17 protein-coding genes are annotated in these 17,926 nt (G+C 49.7%); 11 read left to right on the forward strand and 6 right to left on the reverse strand.

What is annotated here, in order from left to right:
• Positions 1-36 precede the first annotated feature (36 nt).
• Together ACZ5ZV_RS09235 and tsaE are read left to right on the forward strand one after the other, a co-directional pair.
• The gene (locus ACZ5ZV_RS09235; RefSeq protein ID WP_464121129.1) at positions 37-762 is read left to right on the forward strand and encodes a pyridoxine 5'-phosphate synthase; all 726 of its coding nucleotides are present in this window, start codon (positions 37-39) and stop codon (positions 760-762) included.
• A gap of 1 nt (position 763) precedes the next feature.
• Complete coding sequence (gene tsaE / locus ACZ5ZV_RS09240; protein WP_464121130.1) at positions 764-1,210, forward strand: tRNA (adenosine(37)-N6)-threonylcarbamoyltransferase complex ATPase subunit type 1 TsaE; 447 nt, start codon at positions 764-766, stop codon at positions 1,208-1,210.
• On the opposite strand, the gene ACZ5ZV_RS09245 is transcribed toward tsaE, so the two are convergent.
• The 4 genes from ACZ5ZV_RS09245 to ACZ5ZV_RS09260 all read right to left on the reverse strand — a co-directional run bounded on the left by ACZ5ZV_RS09245 (position 1,207) and on the right by ACZ5ZV_RS09260 (position 5,561).
• On the reverse strand, positions 1,207-1,857 hold the full coding sequence (locus tag ACZ5ZV_RS09245; protein WP_464121131.1) for a thermonuclease family protein: 651 nt from the start codon (positions 1,855-1,857) through the stop codon (positions 1,207-1,209). The two genes, tsaE and ACZ5ZV_RS09245, sit on opposite strands and share 4 nt — an antisense overlap.
• Before the next feature lie 90 nt (positions 1,858-1,947).
• Positions 1,948-2,448 (reverse strand): hypothetical protein, encoded by a 501-nt coding sequence (locus tag ACZ5ZV_RS09250; protein WP_464121132.1) that lies wholly within the window; start codon positions 2,446-2,448, stop codon positions 1,948-1,950.
• A complete protein-coding gene (locus ACZ5ZV_RS09255) occupies positions 2,445-4,124 on the reverse strand; it encodes a protein-arginine deiminase family protein (RefSeq protein WP_464121133.1) in 1,680 nt (559 codons plus the stop codon). The genes ACZ5ZV_RS09250 and ACZ5ZV_RS09255 overlap by 4 nt, the downstream gene beginning before the upstream one ends.
• Before the next feature lie 3 nt (positions 4,125-4,127).
• Positions 4,128-5,561, reverse strand: a complete 1,434-nt coding sequence (locus ACZ5ZV_RS09260; protein ID WP_464121134.1) for a hypothetical protein — start codon at positions 5,559-5,561, stop codon at positions 4,128-4,130.
• A gap of 188 nt (positions 5,562-5,749) precedes the next feature.
• On the opposite strand from ACZ5ZV_RS09260, the gene ACZ5ZV_RS09265 reads away from it, so the two are divergent.
• From ACZ5ZV_RS09265 to ACZ5ZV_RS09295, 7 genes are read left to right on the forward strand one after another with little or no spacing between them, the layout of a single operon-like run.
• Positions 5,750-6,955: a cysteine desulfurase family protein gene (locus tag ACZ5ZV_RS09265; RefSeq protein WP_464121135.1), complete on the forward strand. Its 1,206-nt coding sequence runs from the start codon at positions 5,750-5,752 to the stop codon at positions 6,953-6,955.
• Positions 6,948-8,030, forward strand: coding sequence for a tRNA 2-thiouridine(34) synthase MnmA (gene mnmA, locus ACZ5ZV_RS09270; protein ID WP_464121136.1), 1,083 nt, complete (start codon positions 6,948-6,950; stop codon positions 8,028-8,030). The genes ACZ5ZV_RS09265 and mnmA overlap by 8 nt, the downstream gene beginning before the upstream one ends.
• Positions 8,015-9,358: a tRNA (N(6)-L-threonylcarbamoyladenosine(37)-C(2))-methylthiotransferase MtaB gene (mtaB, locus tag ACZ5ZV_RS09275; protein WP_464121137.1), complete on the forward strand. Its 1,344-nt coding sequence runs from the start codon at positions 8,015-8,017 to the stop codon at positions 9,356-9,358. The genes mnmA and mtaB overlap by 16 nt, the downstream gene beginning before the upstream one ends.
• Positions 9,355-10,059, forward strand: a complete 705-nt coding sequence (rnc, locus tag ACZ5ZV_RS09280; protein ID WP_464121138.1) for a ribonuclease III — start codon at positions 9,355-9,357, stop codon at positions 10,057-10,059. The genes mtaB and rnc overlap by 4 nt, the downstream gene beginning before the upstream one ends.
• 1 nt (position 10,060) lies before the next feature.
• Positions 10,061-10,972, forward strand: a complete 912-nt coding sequence (gene era / locus ACZ5ZV_RS09285) for a GTPase Era (protein ID WP_464121139.1) — start codon at positions 10,061-10,063, stop codon at positions 10,970-10,972.
• Complete coding sequence (gene der / locus ACZ5ZV_RS09290) at positions 10,950-12,302, forward strand: ribosome biogenesis GTPase Der (protein ID WP_464121140.1); 1,353 nt, start codon at positions 10,950-10,952, stop codon at positions 12,300-12,302. Before era ends, der begins: the two co-directional genes overlap by 23 nt.
• Positions 12,302-13,672 carry a sodium-dependent transporter gene (locus tag ACZ5ZV_RS09295; RefSeq protein WP_464121141.1) on the forward strand — a complete coding sequence of 457 codons (1,371 nt, stop codon included), beginning with the start codon at positions 12,302-12,304 and terminating at the stop codon, positions 13,670-13,672. Before der ends, ACZ5ZV_RS09295 begins: the two co-directional genes overlap by 1 nt.
• A gap of 58 nt (positions 13,673-13,730) precedes the next feature.
• Here ACZ5ZV_RS09295 and ACZ5ZV_RS09300 read toward each other — a convergent pair whose 3' ends face one another.
• Positions 13,731-14,504, reverse strand: coding sequence for an outer membrane beta-barrel protein (locus ACZ5ZV_RS09300; protein WP_464121142.1), 774 nt, complete (start codon positions 14,502-14,504; stop codon positions 13,731-13,733).
• Between the two features lie 101 nt (positions 14,505-14,605).
• The gene (locus tag ACZ5ZV_RS09305; protein WP_464121143.1) at positions 14,606-15,166 is read right to left on the reverse strand and encodes a glutathione peroxidase; all 561 of its coding nucleotides are present in this window, start codon (positions 15,164-15,166) and stop codon (positions 14,606-14,608) included.
• A 172-nt stretch (positions 15,167-15,338) separates the two neighbouring features.
• On the opposite strand from ACZ5ZV_RS09305, the gene ACZ5ZV_RS09310 reads away from it, so the two are divergent.
• Positions 15,339-16,643, forward strand: coding sequence for a hypothetical protein (locus ACZ5ZV_RS09310; RefSeq protein WP_464121144.1), 1,305 nt, complete (start codon positions 15,339-15,341; stop codon positions 16,641-16,643).
• Positions 16,640-17,923 carry an adenylosuccinate lyase gene (purB, locus tag ACZ5ZV_RS09315; protein WP_464121145.1) on the forward strand — a complete coding sequence of 428 codons (1,284 nt, stop codon included), beginning with the start codon at positions 16,640-16,642 and terminating at the stop codon, positions 17,921-17,923. Before ACZ5ZV_RS09310 ends, purB begins: the two co-directional genes overlap by 4 nt.
• Positions 17,924-17,926: the final 3 nt, after the last annotated feature.

The following is a 17,926-nucleotide window of genomic DNA, read 5'->3' on the forward strand; positions in this document are numbered from 1 at the left end:
AGGGGGGTGATCCTGCCGGATCACCCTGAAGAAAATATGAAAAATAAAATTCGTCTTGGTGTGAATGTGGATCACGTGGCAACCCTTCGTCAGGTGCGTGGTGGAACAACAGCGTATCCAAACCTTTTGGATATGGTTAAAAAGTCCGTGAAGGGCGGTGCAGAGCAGATCACCATTCATCTGCGCGAAGACCGTCGCCATATCCAGTTAGAGGATTTAAAGCTCCTGTCAAAGCAGTGCCCGGTGCCATTGAATCTGGAAATGGCAGCGACTTCACAGATGGTCTCCTTTGCAAAAAAGTATCGTCCGGACTGGGTGTGCTTTGTTCCTGAAAAAAGGGCGGAACTGACCACGGAAGGTGGTCTGGATGTGAAAAGAGGCCTTAAAAAAATGCTTCCGATGGTTGAAAAGCTTCAGCGTATCGGTATTGAAATTTCCATGTTTATTGAGCCTTCCATCGAGCAGGTTGAGGCTTCCTATGAGGCTGGTGCGGATGCTGTTGAGTTCCACACGGGTAAATGGGTGGCACTCAAAGGAGCCAAAAAGAACGCGGAATGGAAGCGTTTGTGCGAGGCGGCCGAGTGGGCTCATTATCTGGGGATGAATGTTCATGCGGGGCATGGTTTGGATTACGAACACTCCAAGCTTATCAATAAGTTGCCGCATCTTCAGGAAGTAAATATTGGACATTCTTTGGTGTGTTATGCGTTGGAGTATGGCATGGAAGAATCTGTTCGTAAGATGAGGAAAATCTTAAAGTAACATGTCCACTATTTTGAATTCCCAAAGAATTGTGAAGAATCTGGAGGAACTTAAAGCCTTTTGGCAAGAGTTCCTGCCTCATTTAAATGATCGCTGCATTTTGCTGATGAGTGGTGATGTGGGGGCTGGCAAAACCACCTCCGTGCAGATGATGGCTTCTGTTTTGGGAATGCGAGATGTTCAGTCACCGTCCTTTGCCATTCATCTGCGCTATGAGAATGCCGAGGGCAAAGCCATGGATCATCTGGATCTTTATCGACTGAAAGACGATGATGATCTGGAAAGTTCGGGTTTTTGGGATTTATTTGCGCAAAAGAATTCACTCATTGTCATTGAGTGGGCCAATCGACTGGACTTCGATTATTTGCCTTTGAACTGGCAAAGGATCGAAGTCGTCTTCGAAAAATTATCTGACACCGAAAGAAAAATCACCACTCGCCTGGTTTAGTTGTAACCGTTCTGATAGGCCATTTCGTAGTTAGGGAAGAAGACTCTTTTCCAGACGGGAATTTTGTTGATGTCTTCAGGTGGCAGGATCTTTTTTAATTCCAAATCGCCCACGGGGTTTCTGCCAACTTGTTTTTGCACCTTCATGCGGAACTGGTAGGGCTCTTGCGTCTGGCGATAGTCGTTTGAGAAAACGCCGCGGCGGTTGTCATAGGCCTCTTTAGAGGCGCGGCTGTAGTCGCTGACGATGCGCTTTTCAAAGGGGTAAATAAAATAAATCATACCCCAGCCGTTTTTTAGCATTTCCATATTCAGATCTTGATTGCCAACAAGAAGTCGCCCCAGGATCCGGCCGTGCTTATCGACCTGGCTGTCGTCGCTTAAAGTGATGATGCCGTCAGCAGGAATCAAAGACCTCAGAAAGTCCCGGGCGGCCAAAGCCACTTCGCCTTGAGTCTCTTTCATGAAATCAACTTCCGGAGTATCCACGCCCATCAGGCGAACCTTGTAGCGCAGGGTTGGGTCCTCTGCGCCCACAGCCGTCAGAGTGTCTCCATCATGGACGCTGATCACTTTAATGCGTGTGCCTTGGGCAAAAAGAAGGGAAGGAAACAGAAGGACTATGAAAACATAGGACAGGTATTTCATGACCCAAGGAAGTAACCGGTTTTTCAGAGGATTTCAAGGCGGGGGCTGAGAGAGCGTATTAATTTCCCGCCGTACTGGATTTAAAAGCGTTTATCGTGTTCCGGCGGTGGTTTTATTGGTGCCTGCTGAGGCGGGATGAAATTTATTACCGATGCCATGGGATTTCAGATTGTTCACAACCTCTTTGCATTGGGAACGATTTCCACGATGACGCCAGGAAAGCTGGGCATCACCTTTGCCGCCGGGCTGGGCATCAATATGAAGCTCGATGCGACGGCGCAGATTGCGATTAAAGGACTTTTCGGGAGGAGAGCAGGATTCCGGAGTCATCAGGAAGATGACCTTGGCAATGCGTCCGCGAGAGGCATCCTGAACGCTTTCAATTTCAAGGGGACAGGTCACCGTTTCGGTCGAAGACTGAATTTTCAGACTGGCATGATCCAGATCCTGAATGTCAATGCCGGCGGAAAGCTTTTGCCCTTGCAGCCACATGTCCTGAAGCTCGCAGGAGTACATCAGTTTTTTGGATTGAGCCTGGGCTCCTGAAACTCCCACAAGGGCCAGGCTGATCATGAGGATAAGACGAATCATTTCTGGCCTCCTTGAGGTCGGCAATAGCGCATGGCATGGCTTGAACAGTGCAGATTTCCGTTGAGTGTGTGGGCAAAATGCGTGTCGATGTAGTCAGTTTTCAGACCCAGATCTTTTATGGACTTATCAATTTCCGCTTTAAAAGCGGGATTGACGGGCTCTGGCAAAATGAAAGTACTTTCCACGATCTCGCCATTGGTGGGATTCGGGAAAACCGAGTCCGCGGTCCCTATGGCATAGGTGGGTTTCTCCGAGTCGTAGTTCATGTCACCTAGGAACAGGTCCGGCAATTCCACCGTCTTGGGATTGCATTGTGGATAGGATTTTTTTACTTTTGCCAGCAGTTCCTTTTTGAATTTTTGAGTCGCCTCTTCCACAGATTCGTTAAATTCTTTCATCTCATAGTCGTCTTCAAACATGTCCGCCAAGTCTTTGTTCGTCATGTTGTAACAGTCTTTCAGGATGGAAGAATCGCTCTGAGACTTCAGAATTCCGGCTTGGCGAAGCAGGGCACGCTGCCGGTTCAGGCGATCGATGCGTTCTTGTCGTCGGTCGCGACCGCGATCCAGTGGGGGGTCTGAAATGCCGTCTTCGTTTATCTGCTCCAGATACTCTTCCATGCGTAAAGACTCCGGGTCTTTCAGGGACGCCACGAAGTTTCCTGCGGAGACAGGGGGAAGGATGATGTTAAACAGGAACTGGGAAACTCCGCGAACACGTTTTTCTTTGCCGTTGCCGGGTCTGTTGCCACGACTTTTCATTTCTTTGATGTAGGAAAACTCACTGCAGATGCGGTTGTAAGGCGCTTGTCTCAGGCGCACCATGATTTCATCCGGGCTTAGATGTGAAAAATCAAAGGCGCGTCCCTGAGGATTTTTCTTCAAAATCTCAAGAGCTTTTTTCGGACTGGCAAAGGCCAGACTGAAATCACAAGGGGCCTTCTGGGTGGGGTCTTTGAGTGTTTTAAAGAACTCATCAGTGTGGCCGACATTGAGGAAATCAGAAGGTGTTTTTACAGCAGTCGCCGGATTTTCGCAGGTGACTTTTGCGTACTTGTCCCATTCATCACCTTCAAAGTGGTCGGATCCAACAAGGCACAGGCCGTTGACGGCTTCAATATTGCCGCCGCTGTGTCCTGATTTGTATTGGTCGTTGCTCAGTTGTTTGCCAGCGTTGATGGAGCAATCCGCACTGGATTGTTTGACCAGATCCTTAAAGGCATTGCCGTGGCGGCCATATCCCTGTACTTCGCGCAGCACAGGCTTTCCGGTGTTGCTGTCGAAGAAGCTTTCAAAGTAGTCCTGTTGCCAGTTCCAGCGGTGGCGGGTTTGCACCCGGCTTAAGCCAGCAATCCAACGCTGGGCTGTGGCTTCGTCAGGGGCCTGCTTTTTTATTTCGCGCACCACCTCATGCCAGGTTTGATCTGTGACGTGCAGAAAGAACTGCGGGGATTTGGAGGGCTGGGCTTTTAAAACCTTGGTGACGTATTCTTTCACATAGCGGGAACCGCCAGCGTCGTCAGAAACCGTGGCGGCCATGATGGGATAATTTTCCGATAACAACTTGCTGCCAGTGGTTGGGCAGGCTGGAACATCGGGGCTCATGGGATTGTGTTGGCTGCAGGAGTTGGAGTTTGCAAGTGTGACGTTCAAGAGAAGATGCAAAAGAAGCATCATAAATTATGCCGCCTGAAGACCCTTGGTGAAGTCGGTTGAAAGTTTTTCCGCTAAATTCAGAGAGACCTTGTTGTAGGCTGATTTTTCCGCAAATCCCATCAGCATGCCCACCAGTTTTTCATTGATAATGATCGGTGTGATGGTGACATGATCGGGGATACGGCCCTGATTCCAGCCTTCAAAGAACTTTTCGTTGGTTTCATTCAGGGAGATGTATCCGTGGTAAGGCTTTTGCGTGGAAGCCACAATGCTGAAGATGCTGGGCACCTGCAGCGGGAAGCGCATGGAAGTGTCTTTCATGCCTTTGAAGTTTTCATCCCAGGCAAAGGCAATCATCTGCGTTTCCTGCTCATCCAAAGTCAGAATCATGGATTTTTCAAAATGAGCCTTCATCTCGCTTAAGACCAGTTTGACTTTTTCATTCAAAGCCGCAGCATTTTTCTTTTTGATTTTATCCAGGGCAAAGTGACCTGTGGCCACGGGATTGATCGTGGGTTTAGCCACTCCCGCCGGACGAGGTGTGATGGCAACAGGGCGATTACTGAAGCTGTCCTCAAATGGAGGAGGCAGTTCGGATTTTGGCGGCGGTGGAGGTGTTGCTTTTTTAGGAGCAGAGCTTTCCGGTGCTTGCGCGACAACGGGCTGCGACACTACAGCCGGAACCTCCTCAACGACAGGAGTCGTGGAGGCTGCTGGCAAAGGCATGATTGTTGTTTTTTGCTCGGTTTCGGGGATTTCCGGTGTCAATTCGATTTTGGCAGAAGTTGAAGCCTCCGCTGCAGGTGTCCCTGCCGGGGCTGGGCTGAGAGCCTCCAGACGAATCACGGTCGGGCCATCGAAAAGACCGTCAAGTTTTTCTTCCGGAGCACCTTCGACAGAAAGTTCATCAGAGGACAAAGGTTCAAAATTCGGAGAAGATCCTTCAGAGGCCACGCCCAGATCATCAAACGAGAAACTGTCAGAGCTTTGTTTTTTCGGTGTGCTTAAGGAAAGATCAATGCCTTCCGGGGCTGCGTCGGCAGCAGGGGTCGCTTGTCTTTCCGGATGCAGTTGTGTCCAGACCTGTTCCAGATTTTCATAAGTTGCCAGCACCAGGATGCTGGACGGGAAAGAAGGAAAATCCTGCGGCGGCTGAAGACATGCTACGATGAGGGATCCATCCCACTCCGCCACAGGCAGACACTCCGCAGACCACGGATAATGGGTCGCCCACTTCGCGAACATTTCCTGGGACACGGGAGTTTCTGTAAAAAATCGTGACTGAAGCAAAGGAAGTCTATGGTGAGTCATGGCCCATTGAAGATAGGCTTCTGAGCTGAGGCGTTGTTCCTTAATGGCGTAGGCCAGAAGGCTCAAATGCGTTCCGCTTTGTTCAAAGGCTTCGGTAAGTCCTTGAAGTTGCTCTTTAAAATGTTCAAACCATAGGTGATGACTCATCACTGTGTTTATCGGAATTCTTTACGAAAACCTGAGTAAAAACTGAGGTCTAGTCCAGTTGACCCCCGGGGAAGGGGTATTTTGGGGTGTAGAATTTTCCTGAAATGTTAACGCGCTGGACACCCGGAATTGGCAAATTATCTTAGAAGTTTTCAATACTTAAGAACTATGATAGGTTCCGTGCGCTTATGATATCAACCAAAGTCCTTCACTATTTCGATCACAATGCCACGACCCCCGTGTGTGCAGAAGTTCTGGCTGCTTTGCCAGAACTTGCGCAGGCCTGGGGGAATCCAAGCTCTATCCACTGGAGCGGTCGTCAGCCGAAAAATATTCTGCGTGACGCGCGCAAAGCCATGGCTGATGCCGTCGGGGCTCATCCTTTGGAGATCATTTTTACCTCTGGCGGCAGTGAAGCCAACAACACCGTTTTAAAAGGTCTGTTTGACTACCACCAGACAGCTCAGTTTCTGACGCCTGAACAGCGTGGTCGCACACACTTCATGTGCTCCGCCGTGGAACATCCCAGTGTGATGAAGACCATGGAGCATCTGAAAGCTCTTGGTGCGCGCGTGGATTTTATTCCCGTGAACCGTCAGGGGCAGATTGATTTGAAATTCTATGAAGAGCACCTCAGCGAAGAAACCGCATTGGTGTCGGTCATGTTTGCCAACAACGAAACAGGCACCTTGTTCCCGATCAAGCAGATGGCCGAGATGGCGCACAAAAAAGGCGCTCTCTTCCATACGGATGCAGTGCAGGCTTTCGGCAAAGTTCCTGTGAATCTGCATGAGCTGAATGTGGATTTTGCCTCTTTCTCGGGTCATAAGTTTTATTCCGTAAAAGGCACCGGGGTTCTGTATTCTAAAAAAGGCTCTAACGTGAGTTCTCTGATTCACGGGGGCGGTCAGGAAAGACACCGTCGTGGCGGTACAGAAAACACTCTGGGGATTGGATGCCTGGGTGTTGTTGCCAAACGCGTTTCCCTGATTGAGGAAAAAGCCCGCGCCATCGCAGCTCTGCGCGATCATATGGAGACTCGTATTCTGGCTGAGATCTCTGATGTGACAATCACCGCCGTGGAAAGTCCACGTCTGCCGAACACCAGCTCCCTGATTTTGAAAGGGGCTGATGGCGAAACGATGCTGATGTCTTTGGATATCAAAGGCTTTGCCGTATCCACAGGGGCGGCTTGTTCATCTGGAAACCCTGAACCCAGCCCGGTCTTGTTGGCCATGGGGCTGAGTCGTGGTGAAGCGCAGAACAGTTTGCGTGTCAGCCTAGGTTGGGAAAGCACTTTGAGCGAAGTGGATTTATTTGTAGATACATTGAAAACAGTGGTGGATCGCTTGCGATCACTGAACGACGACGAAGGAGATTCTTGTCATGTCTAAAGGGAGAGTCCTTGTTGCTATGAGCGGAGGCGTGGACAGTTCCGCCGCGGCTGCGCTCTTGGTCGAACAGGGGTATGAGGTTATTGGGGCAACAATGCAAGTCTGGGACTATTCCACTTGCGATATCGAAGAAGGCAATGGCACGTGCTGCTCCAGTATTGATGTGGACGACGCCCGCTCTGTGGCAGACCGCCTGGGGATTCCGTTTTATGTGATCAACTGCGAAGCGAAATTCCGCGCCGCTGTGATTGATCCTTTCTTGAAAGCCTATCTGGAAGGTCAGACACCGCTTCCGTGTGTGAACTGCAACACCTATTTGAAATTCGACCATCTTGTTAAAAAGATGAAAGAGCTGGAGTGCGATTACATCGCCACAGGTCACTACGCCAAGATTGTGACTGATGAAAATGGGAAGTCATCCATTCACACTTCGACGGATGACTGGAAAGATCAGACCTACTTCCTGTTCACGATTGATCCGGAGCTGGTGCCGAAACTGTTGTTCCCTGTTGGCGATATGAAGAAGCCGGAAGTGCGCGCTTATTCTGAAAGCCGTGGTCTGGTGACGGCACGTAAAAAAGATTCTCAGGGGATCTGCTTTGTGGGTGGACAAGGCTATCAGAACTTTATCAAAGGTCAGGTGAAACCGGAAATTCTGGCTTCCAAAAAAGGCCTTTTGAAGCGTTACCCGACGGGTGAGGTGATGGCGCCTCACAACGGAATTCATAACTTTACCTACGGTCAAAGCAAAGGCTTGGGCATGGATCACCATGAAAAGCTTTTTGTTATTAAAATTGATGCTACAGACAACACGGTCTGGGTGGGCGATGAAAAATATCTTTTCGCCGACGAAGTGGATGTTGTGGATCCGAAGCTTCTGGATGAAATTCAGGATGGCGAAGTCATGAATGTGAAAATCCGCTATCAGCACAAAGGGTCTGAAGCGAAAATTCATAAGACCGCCACGGGCTTTAAGTTAAAATTCTCTGAACCACAAAGAGCGGTGACTCCCGGCCAGGCGGCGGTGTTTTATCGTGACAAGCAGTTGGTGGGGGGCGGATGGATCACTCTATGAAGTATCAGGTCCATACCTTCGGCTGTAAGGTGAATACATATGATGCGGGACTGATTCAGAAGAATCTGAATGCCAGTGGTTTTGCCCCGGTGGTGTCCGGTGAAAAAAACGCCCGTATTCATGTTTTGAACACCTGTGCTGTGACCGCAGAGGCCACGAAAGAGGCTGTCCGCTATATCCGTCGTTTGAAGGTAAAAGATCCATTTTGCACAGTGGTGGTCACGGGATGTGCGGCCCAGGTCGACACCGGGTCTTTCTCCAGCTTGCCGGGGGCGGATCTGATTGTAGCGAACTCTCACAAAGGGTCTTTGCCGGATCTTCTGAGCAAACACTTCCGTGGGGAGCTGACTGAGAGGGTGTTTAAATCCAACATCTTCAAAAAAGAGGACCTGGAAGCCGGCGGTGGTATTGAAAAAGAACACACGCGCACGTTCCTGAAGATTCAGGACGGCTGCAACAGTTTCTGCACTTATTGTATAATTCCGTATGCTCGTGGCAAGAGTCGCTCGATCCCGGTGGCGGATCTGGTGAATCGTATTAATGATCTCTATGCGCAGGGTTCCCGCGAGGTCGTTTTGACCGGTGTTCACATTGGTGATTACGAAGACAAGGTCGGTGGCAAGACCTACGTGATGGAAGACCTGATCGAAAATCTTCTGGCAAAGACAAAGGTGCCTCGGTTCCGTTTGGCAAGTCTTGAGCCGGTGGAGGTTTCCGAGCGTCTTTTGGATCTGTATCAGGATTCCCGATTGTGTCCGCACTTCCATATGAGCATTCAAAGTGCCAATACGGATGTTTTGTTCCATATGAAGCGCAAGTACACCCAAGCCGACGTGCAAAAATCTCTGCGCGCGATTGCAGACCGTGTTCCCGGCAGTTTTGTCGGGATGGACGTGATCACCGGGTTCCCGACTGAAACAGATGAGCAGTTTCAAGACACTTATGACTGCCTGAAGGATCTGCCATGGACCAAGCTGCATGTTTTCCCTTACAGTGAACGTCAGGGCACGCGGGCTGCGGCGATGGATGTGTCAGTGTATCCGCATGTTCGTGCCGAGCGGGCTGCGCGTCTGCGTGACTTGAGTATTGCTCGTTATTCCGAGCAGGCTCAGCTTCAGGTGGGCACAACCAAAAAAGTTCTGGTTCTGAAGAATGCTGCCAAAGGCGGCCAGGGTCTGAGCCATGACTATTGGCCGGTGGATATCACGGGAGCCGAGAGTTTCCTGGATCACTGGGCGGGACAGGAAATTGAGGTTAAGATCACAGGGTATGATCATTCCAACAAACAACACATGGAAGGTCATCTGGTGGGCGAGGTTCTGACATGAACGATCAATTCCGAAAGTCTTTGGAAGAGCGTCTGGGATATCAGTTTCAGAACCAGGCACTGCTGGAGCGCGCCCTGACGCACAAGAGTTTTGCCAATGAACTGCGTAACTGTGTTGAGCACAATGAAAAACTCGAGTTTTTGGGTGACGCGGTTTTGGATCTAGTTGTGGGTGAATTTCTTTATGAAAAGTTCCCGACAGACACCGAAGGGGGGCTGTCGAAGAAAAGAGCCAGCATCGTCAATGAAGAAGTTCTTTCTGAGTTGGCATTGGAGCTCGGGCTCAACAAGCTGATGCAGCTTGGAAAAGGTGAAGCGCAGACGGGTGGTGCACAAAAGCCGCGTCTGATTGCTTCCTCCTTTGAAGCCATTGTCGGGGCGTTGTACCTGGACGGTGGTTTCACGGTGGCGCGCACTTTCATCCGCCAGGAGTTTGTTCCGTTGGCGGATCGGGTGTGTCGACATGAGGACTTCGAGCGGGATTATAAAACCCGCTTGCAGGAACTGGTGCAGAAGTCCTCGAAAGAAACGCCAAGGTACGAGGTTTTGGCTGAGGAAGGACCTCCGCATGACCGCGAGTTCCTGGTGTGTGTGAAAGTTAAAGAAGATATCTGGGCTCAAGGGCGGGGTCGCAGTAAGAAAAACGCCGAGCAAATGGCGGCAAAGAACGCTCTTGAGATGAAATACAAGGAGACGAATTAGAATGAGTTACAAAGCCGGATTTTTAGGTCTGATTGGACAACCGAACGCAGGGAAGAGCACGCTGATGAACTTCCTGGTGGACGAGAAAGTTTCCATCGTCTCTGCAAAGCCCCAAACCACACGCCGTCGTATTCTGGGTATCTGGAGTACTGACAAAGGTCAGATCATCTTCGTCGATGCGCCGGGATTGATCCGTGCGGACGAGGGACTCAATGGATTCCTGGCTCAGGAAGCCAAAGACGTTATTGGAAGCTCTGATGCCTTGCTGGCGGTTTTGTCTGTGGATGAAGAGCGCCCCGAGGACGCAGAAAAAGTGATCGAAATGGTTTCCAAAAGCGGTAAACCCTGGGTTGCCGTCATCACAAAAACAGATATTGAGGAAAAAGCTCACCGCGTGATGATTCTTCGCAAGATGGTCGAGGATGCCGGAGGTAAAGCCTTCTCTGTATCTGTGAAAGATTCCAAGGATGATCAGGAAGAGCGGGAAGCACTTCTGATTGAGTTCATGGAGTTGTTGCCGGAATCTCCGGCACCACTTTATGATACCGAACTTTACACCAATGAAAATGTGCGTGAAATGGCGTCAGAAATCATCCGTGAAAGATGTTTCGATGCTCTTCACCATGAGGTTCCTTACTCGATCGCAGTTCGTATTGTGAAGTTCGAGGAAGATGCCAAGCCAGTGCCGAAGATCTTTGCAGAGATCGTTGTCGGAAAAGAAAGCCACAAAGCAATGGTGATCGGCAAGGGCGCTGCCATGATCAAACAAATCGGCATGGAAGCACGCAAAGAAATTGAAAAACTGATGGGAGAGAAAATCTTCCTGGACCTGAATGTGGCGAGTAAGCCTGAATGGTTCTCCAATAAACGCATGATGAAGGAGCTGGGCTATGTCGTTGAATCAAAGGACTGAGTTTGCACCCAAAGTGGCGATCATCGGTCGCCCGAATGTGGGTAAATCCACACTGTTTAACATTATCACTGACACGCGCAAAGCCGTGGTGAAGAACCAGGCGGGTGTGACCCGCGATATCATCATTGAACCGGTGGATATCTGGGGCAAGCAGTTTGACCTGATCGATACGGGAGGTATCACCGAAGCTGGTGATATTTTCTCTAAACTGATCAAAGAACAAGTGACCGAATTCCTGCATTCCGTGGATCTGATTGTGGCGGTGATGGATGGTCGTGCGGGCCTGGTGCCGGAGGATCGTGACATCATCCGTGTGGCCAAGCAGACTGGGAAGCCCTTCTTGTTGGTGATCAATAAGGTGGATCGCGATGCCGAAGCGGATATGGCAAAAGCTGACTTCTATGAGTTTGGCGTGGATATCATTTCTGCATCTTTCGAACAGCGTCGCGGTGTCGCAGATGTTCTGGAATGGATCACCAAGCAGATCCCTGAAAATCCGGGGACGGTGAAAGAGGGCATCAATATCGCCATCGTTGGTAAGCCCAACGTGGGTAAGAGCTCTTTGTGCAACGCGATCCTGGGTGTGAATCGCATGATCGTGTCCGATGTTGCGGGTACAACAATTGATTCTGTGGATTCTCCGTTCATCTACAACGGCAAAAAGTACACTTTGGTGGATACGGCCGGTTTGCGCCGATCTGCCAAGCGTGAAGAGGATCTGGAGATCATTTCTGCCTTTAAATCCCAGGAAGCCATTCGCCGAGCGGATTTGATCCTGCTGGTTGTCGATGGAACAATTGGACCGACGGATCAGGATGCGCGCATCATGCAGTCTATTTTGGAAGATCACAAAGGTGTGATCCTGGTGGCAAATAAGTCTGACTTGGGTGGTAAAGAGATTCCGGAGTATCGCAAGACCTTCCGCGAACAAGTCGAGCGTGTGTTCCACTTCTTTACCGATGTGAATGTTGTCTTCACCAGCGCCAAGACCCAGTATGGTCTGGAGGAAATGTTCGAGATGATCGAGCGTGTGGCTGATCAGATGACCATGCGTATTCCAACGGCTGAGCTGAATGACTTCTTCTTTGAAACGATTCGTAAGGCGCCGGCTCCGGTTTGGGGCACCACGAACGTGAAGTTCTATTATCTGACTCAGACGTATCAAAGACCGCCGGCCTTTATTGCCTTTGCCAATCATCCTGACGGGGTGACAAATTCTTATCGTCGCTTCTTGATTAAAAACATCAAGGAACGCTGGGATCTGCATGGTATGCCGATTCGTATCTTCTGTATGAAATCACGCCGTGGCGGCAGTGGTGGCGGGGAATAATGGCCAGTAAACGCGGCTCCTGGAAAACACGCTATGGATTTTACCTTCTGGCCGTGGGTTCTGCCTGCGGTCTGGGGAATCTTTGGCGTTTCCCTTACGTCGTGGGGGAAAACGGGGGCGGTGCTTTTATTTTGCTTTATGGTTTTATGGCCCTGGCAATTGGAGCTCCGCTTCTGATTGCCGAGCTGATGCTGGGAAAAGGCACACGTCGTTCTGTGATCGTGGCGACCCAGCAGATGGGACAGAAATCCGGCGTGCGCTCTTTACGTTGGGTCGGGCGTCTGGCCGTGTTAGTCAGTATCGTCGTTCTGTCTTATTATTCCGTGATCAGCGGCTGGGTTTTGCATTTTCTGACTCAGTTTTTGATTTCATTGTTTTCCACTTCGGATCAGGTCGTCGATAAAACCAATCTGGCAGCCCTGATGTCCAATGGCTGGTTGCAGTTGATGCTGGCCAGTGCCCACATTCTGATTACGGTTGTGGTGGTCGTTAAAGGGGTTCAGCAGGGGCTGGAGCGATGGATCGGCTATACGATGCCCCTCTTTGTGGCTTTGGTTGTGATTCTGGTAATGCGGTCTTTTTCGCTGCCGTCGACTCCGGAAGTTTTGCGCTTCCTTTTTTATCCTGATTTTTCCAAGTTGACCTGGTCCTCTTTGAATCATGCTTTGGGACATGTGTTCTTCACCTTGTCTGTGGGCTTTGGGACCATGGTGACTTTCGGTTCTTATATGCGTGAGGAAGATCACGTTCCGACCGCAGGCTTTCGGGTGACGATCGTGGATACGATCATCTCTATGATTGCGGTGGTGATGATTTTCCCGGTGGCGTTCCAGGCATCCAATGTTCCGCTGACAGATCCGGCTTTGATGTTTGAGGTTCTGCCGAAGTATCTTTTGGGTATTCCTGGAGGGGTCTTATTCGGACTGGCCTTCTTCGTGTGTCTGTATATGGCGGCCTTGAATGCAAGTATCGGCCTTTTGGAGGTTGTAGTTTCAAACTGGGTGGATGCGCAGAAGAAGATGGAGCGCGGTAAAGCGACCTGGTATTCCGGGGCGATCGCCTTGCTGTTGACGGTGCTTCCGGCTTTGTCGAGTTCAGTCTTTAAAGACGTTCGTGTAGGCGGGCGCTCGTTAATTGAAAATCTGGATTCACTGTTGATCAACTGGCTGTTGCCGGTGGTTGCCTTGGGAATCCTGATTGCCTTTAATAAGGGTATTTCAGACAAGGAAAAAGAGCTGGGCTTTGTCGATAAGGACAAGTTTGTCAGCTACTCCATGTATCCTCACTGGTTGTTTATTTTGCAGTGGGCGGGGCCTATCGTGATTGTGCTGGGGTTGTTGCTTCAGGTTGTCGGTGTCTTTGCTTTGTGAATCCGGAACTAAAAAAGGGACCTTGAAGGTCCCTTTTTTATTTGTAGCACGCTGGAATCTAGAAATTCATCCCTAGAATAACCAGGAAGTTATAGAAGTCCCCGGCCAGATTCTTTTCCAGTTTTTCGGTGCCATCGACATAGTTTTTATTTTCATCACTGAAGTTCACGTAGTGATAAGCTCCTTGCAGACCCAGATAGGCTTTCTTGCGCATCAAGGGGATCTCCAATCCCGCGCCGATATCAAAACCCATGGTGGAGTCTCGGCTGAAGCCATCAAGACCCGCGATGGTATAGGTGCGATAAAACTGACCCAGACCGCCCAGGATGTAGGGATTTAGATCGGCCAGACCACGCGTCACATTCTGGGTGTTCATGTAGTACTTCAAGTCAAAATTAACCGCTGTGATGGAAACATTGCCTTCGTAAGGGTCGGTCTTGCCCAGGACCTTGAATTTCACGGCATGATCGCCAGTTTGGAATCCCAGGGACATCGCCAGACGAAGATCAAAGAAATAAGTCAGAAAGATACCGAAAGTGGGCGCCGCTGAATAGGCATCAGCGAAGTTGCCGGTAAAACCACGCATACCGCCAGCAAGACCGATAGTAAAGAATCGTCCGTTGCGGAAGAAGTTGATGTCCGCCTCTTCGTCAGACTCTTCTTCAAATTCACTGTAATCGGTAAACGGATCATAGGCTTCATCCACATCAACCTGAGAAAGCAAGTATGTTTTTTGATCAGACTGAGCCAGGGACTTTTGGGGCATGGCCACGGCCATGGAAAAAAGAATTGCAAGAAGGCTGTATGTACGTAATCGAGCTGTGGTTTTCACAAGTTCCCCCTCTTGATATTATCGAATCAAAACGGGGAAAACTTCAAAGTAAAGTATCAAAACGAAGTCCAGATATCGCAGTTTGTCTCAGGGTGAGACATCTATAAGGGCTCATTCAGCGCTTTTTCAACCGCCTTGGTGATACTTTCAGAGGAAGGCTTAGTGATGGAACTCCATCTTTCAATGACCTGTCCTTTGCGGTTGATCAGAAACTTTTCAAAGTTCCAGGCGACGTCCTTGAATAGAAGTCCCGGCTTCTGCGTGGTCAGGAACTGGTACACGGGCTGCTTGTCTTTGCCGGTGACGGGGGCTTTATCAAAGAAAGGGAAGGTCACGCCAAACTCTTTTTCAGCAAAGCTTTGCACTTCTTCGTTGGTGCCTTTTTCTTGTTTGAAGTCATTGGAGGGGAAGGCCAGAACAATAAAACCGCGGCTTGCGTATTTTTTGTACATTTCTTCCAGTTCTCTAAGCTGCGGCGTAAAGCCGCATTGAGATGCCGTATTCACAACGAGGACGACTTTGCCTCGGTAAGTGGAAAAGTTGATTTTCTTTCCGCTTAAAGAATTAGCAGAAAGATCGAAGAAGTTTGTCGCAACGGCGGACTCGTTTGCCCATGAAAGGTGAGAGCAGAAAATGAGGCCAAGGAGAGTTAAAAGACGCATGAGTTCCTCCTGATGAGCGTATTGTAGGTCCGCCATCGGGAAATCACAAGAAAAAGCCCCGGAGGTACTTTGGATGCGGTGCGCACCTTTGACTTTATCAATTCGTGATTTTCTAATCATTAAGAGCCTTTAGGATTCAATTTCACTTCAAAAACAGGAGACATTTGCGGCGATGGAACTTGGCAGTCCCGTTATCCTTATTTCAGCTTTTGGTCGGGGTCATTGGTTGGCTGCGGCTCTGGCGAAAGAGGGAATTAAAACAACTCTTGTTGATGTATCCAGCAAACTGGGTGTGTGGCCTTCAGAAGATGTGGAAGGGCCTTTTGGTTTCTTCCGCAACGAGCGCATTTCAGAATCCCAGTCCGAAAGAATGTATTCCGACGATCCGTTTGATGAAGTTCCAAATGGATTTACTCTGTGGCTGAAGGACGGCCCTTTTGAGTTTAAGGGGCCGGTTACAAAGTATAAAATTGACCAGTCCACTTTGGCGCCGGCTGTGAAGGAGCATCTGATCGGGGGCGCGGGCGAAAAGGCGGCAAAGTATCTTTACAAGAACATTGATGCTCTTGACTTTGATTCAAGCTGGATTCTGCATCTGGCGCATCAGTGGTCGGGGACAACTTACACCTCTAACGCCAAGGGGGCCCGTCTGGGGGTACTGACACCGTTGACCTCCTCTTTCCTGGTTCGTCATGCGACTCGCAACGGTTTGGAAAAATCCTTAAGCTGGCTGACCAGCAAAGGGGTGGATGTCATCCGCCCGCACCAGATCATGGACGTTTCATTCGGTGGTGGTAAGTCCATCACGGGTCTGGAGCTTTCCGGCGAAAAACAAGGTTTGTTCCGTTTAGAGCAAATTGTGTGGATGCTGACCAGCGAAGAAAGTTATTTTTTGAATGAACGCCTGGGCAAATACTTCTTCCCGGAAGGAGCCTTGGAGCCTGAATGGTGCTGGGTGCGTTACCGAGTGGGTCTGCAGGCGTGCTTTGAGCGGGATCGTCTGCCTTTGCATACTGTGATGATTGGTGATGTGGACTCTCCGTGGACTCATGAAAATATGATGGTGTTGCAAAGAACCACGCTGCCAGAACAATTTGATGTCTGGATGCGAATCCCCACTGTGCAAAGGTTCAACAAAGACTATCTGACCGTTCGCAGTGAACGCATGAAGAGCCATCTTAAAGAGCGTATGACTTTGACTGATCCTCAGATCCTGAGCTTCCCGCAGGAATACTATTACACCTATGCCCAGTTGGGGGCTTCTCGGTTCCCGGTTTTCGGCGAAAAGCAGAAAGCACGACGGGGTCGCAGTTCTTATGGGAATTTGCATTTGGATGGACCGGAAGTGTGGCCGAACTATCACTGGGGCTCTTATTTTGACAATCATGAGGCCATCCAAGGCCGTATCGTGAGCTGGTGGAAAGAAAAGCTGCTCAAGGAACAAAAGGAAAAGAAGCGAAAGGAACAGAACTCGTGATTGAAAGATACACTCGCCCTGAGATGGGCCTTCTTTGGGATTCTGATCACAAATTCGGCAAGATGATGGAAGTCGAAATCGCTGTGGCGCAAGTGCAGGCGCAATTGGGTATTATTCCCAAAGGGGCGGCTAAGACGATTGCACAAAAGGCCCGCTTCAATGTTAAAAGAATTTCTGAAATCGAACGTGAAACCAAACACGACGTGATCGCTTTTGTTTCCAATCTGGCTGAAAATGTCGGTCCTCAGGGGAAGTTCATCCATTATGGCCTGACCTCTTCGGATGTGTTGGATACAGCCTTCAGTCTGCAGGTTCGTGAAGCCGGTGTGGTGCTGATGAAATCCATAGAGGCTTTGGAAAAATCCCTGAAGACCCTGGTGAACCGTCATGCTGAAACTTTGTGTGCAGGGCGCACGCATGGCATGTTCGCAGAGCCCACCACTTTCGGATTTAAGATGGCCGGCTTCCTGGCGGAAACTCAGCGCAATAAAAAGCGAGTGAAAGCGGCTTTGGATAATATGATGATCTGCAAGCTCAGTGGAGCTGTGGGTACGTACTCCAGTCAGGCGCCGAAAATTGAAAATCTGGTGGCAAAAAAGTTGAAGTTAAAAACAGAAACCATTGCCACGCAGGTGATTCCCCGCGACCGGCACGCCGAGATGCTTTCAGCTTTGGCGATCTTTGGCACGGGACTGGAGCGCCTAGCCGTGGAGCTTCGCCACTTGCAGCGCAGTGATGTGGGAGAGGTGACGGAAGGTTTCACCAAGGGGCAAAAGGGATCTTCCGCAATGCCGCACAAGAAGAATCCTATCAGTGCGGAAAATATCACGGGTCTTTCCCGCCTGCTTCGTGGATACGCGATCGCTGGCCTGGAAAACGTGGCCCTGTGGCATGAACGCGATATCAGCCATTCTTCAGTTGAGCGTGTTGTCTTCCCGGATGCTTTCATCGTCGCGGATTATGCGTGTCATCGTATGACAATTCTTTTGGATGGTCTGGATGTGAATAAGAAGCGCATGATGGACAATATTGAAAGTTCTCAAGGTCAGATTTTCAGTTCTCATGTTTTGCTGGCCCTGATTCAAAAGGGGATGATCCGTGAAGAGGCCTATGCGTTGGTGCAGCGTCTGTGTCACTCCCTGGCTTATGGAGAGCACTTAAAAGACAAACTTTTGGTGGATGATCAGATCAGTAAGCTGCTGAAGCCGAAAGAAATCGACGAGATTTTCACAGGAAAAAAACATAAAAAAGCCATCAAAGATATTATCAAACGGGTGTAGCGG

Source organism: Bdellovibrio sp. HAGR004 (genome assembly GCF_055397015.1).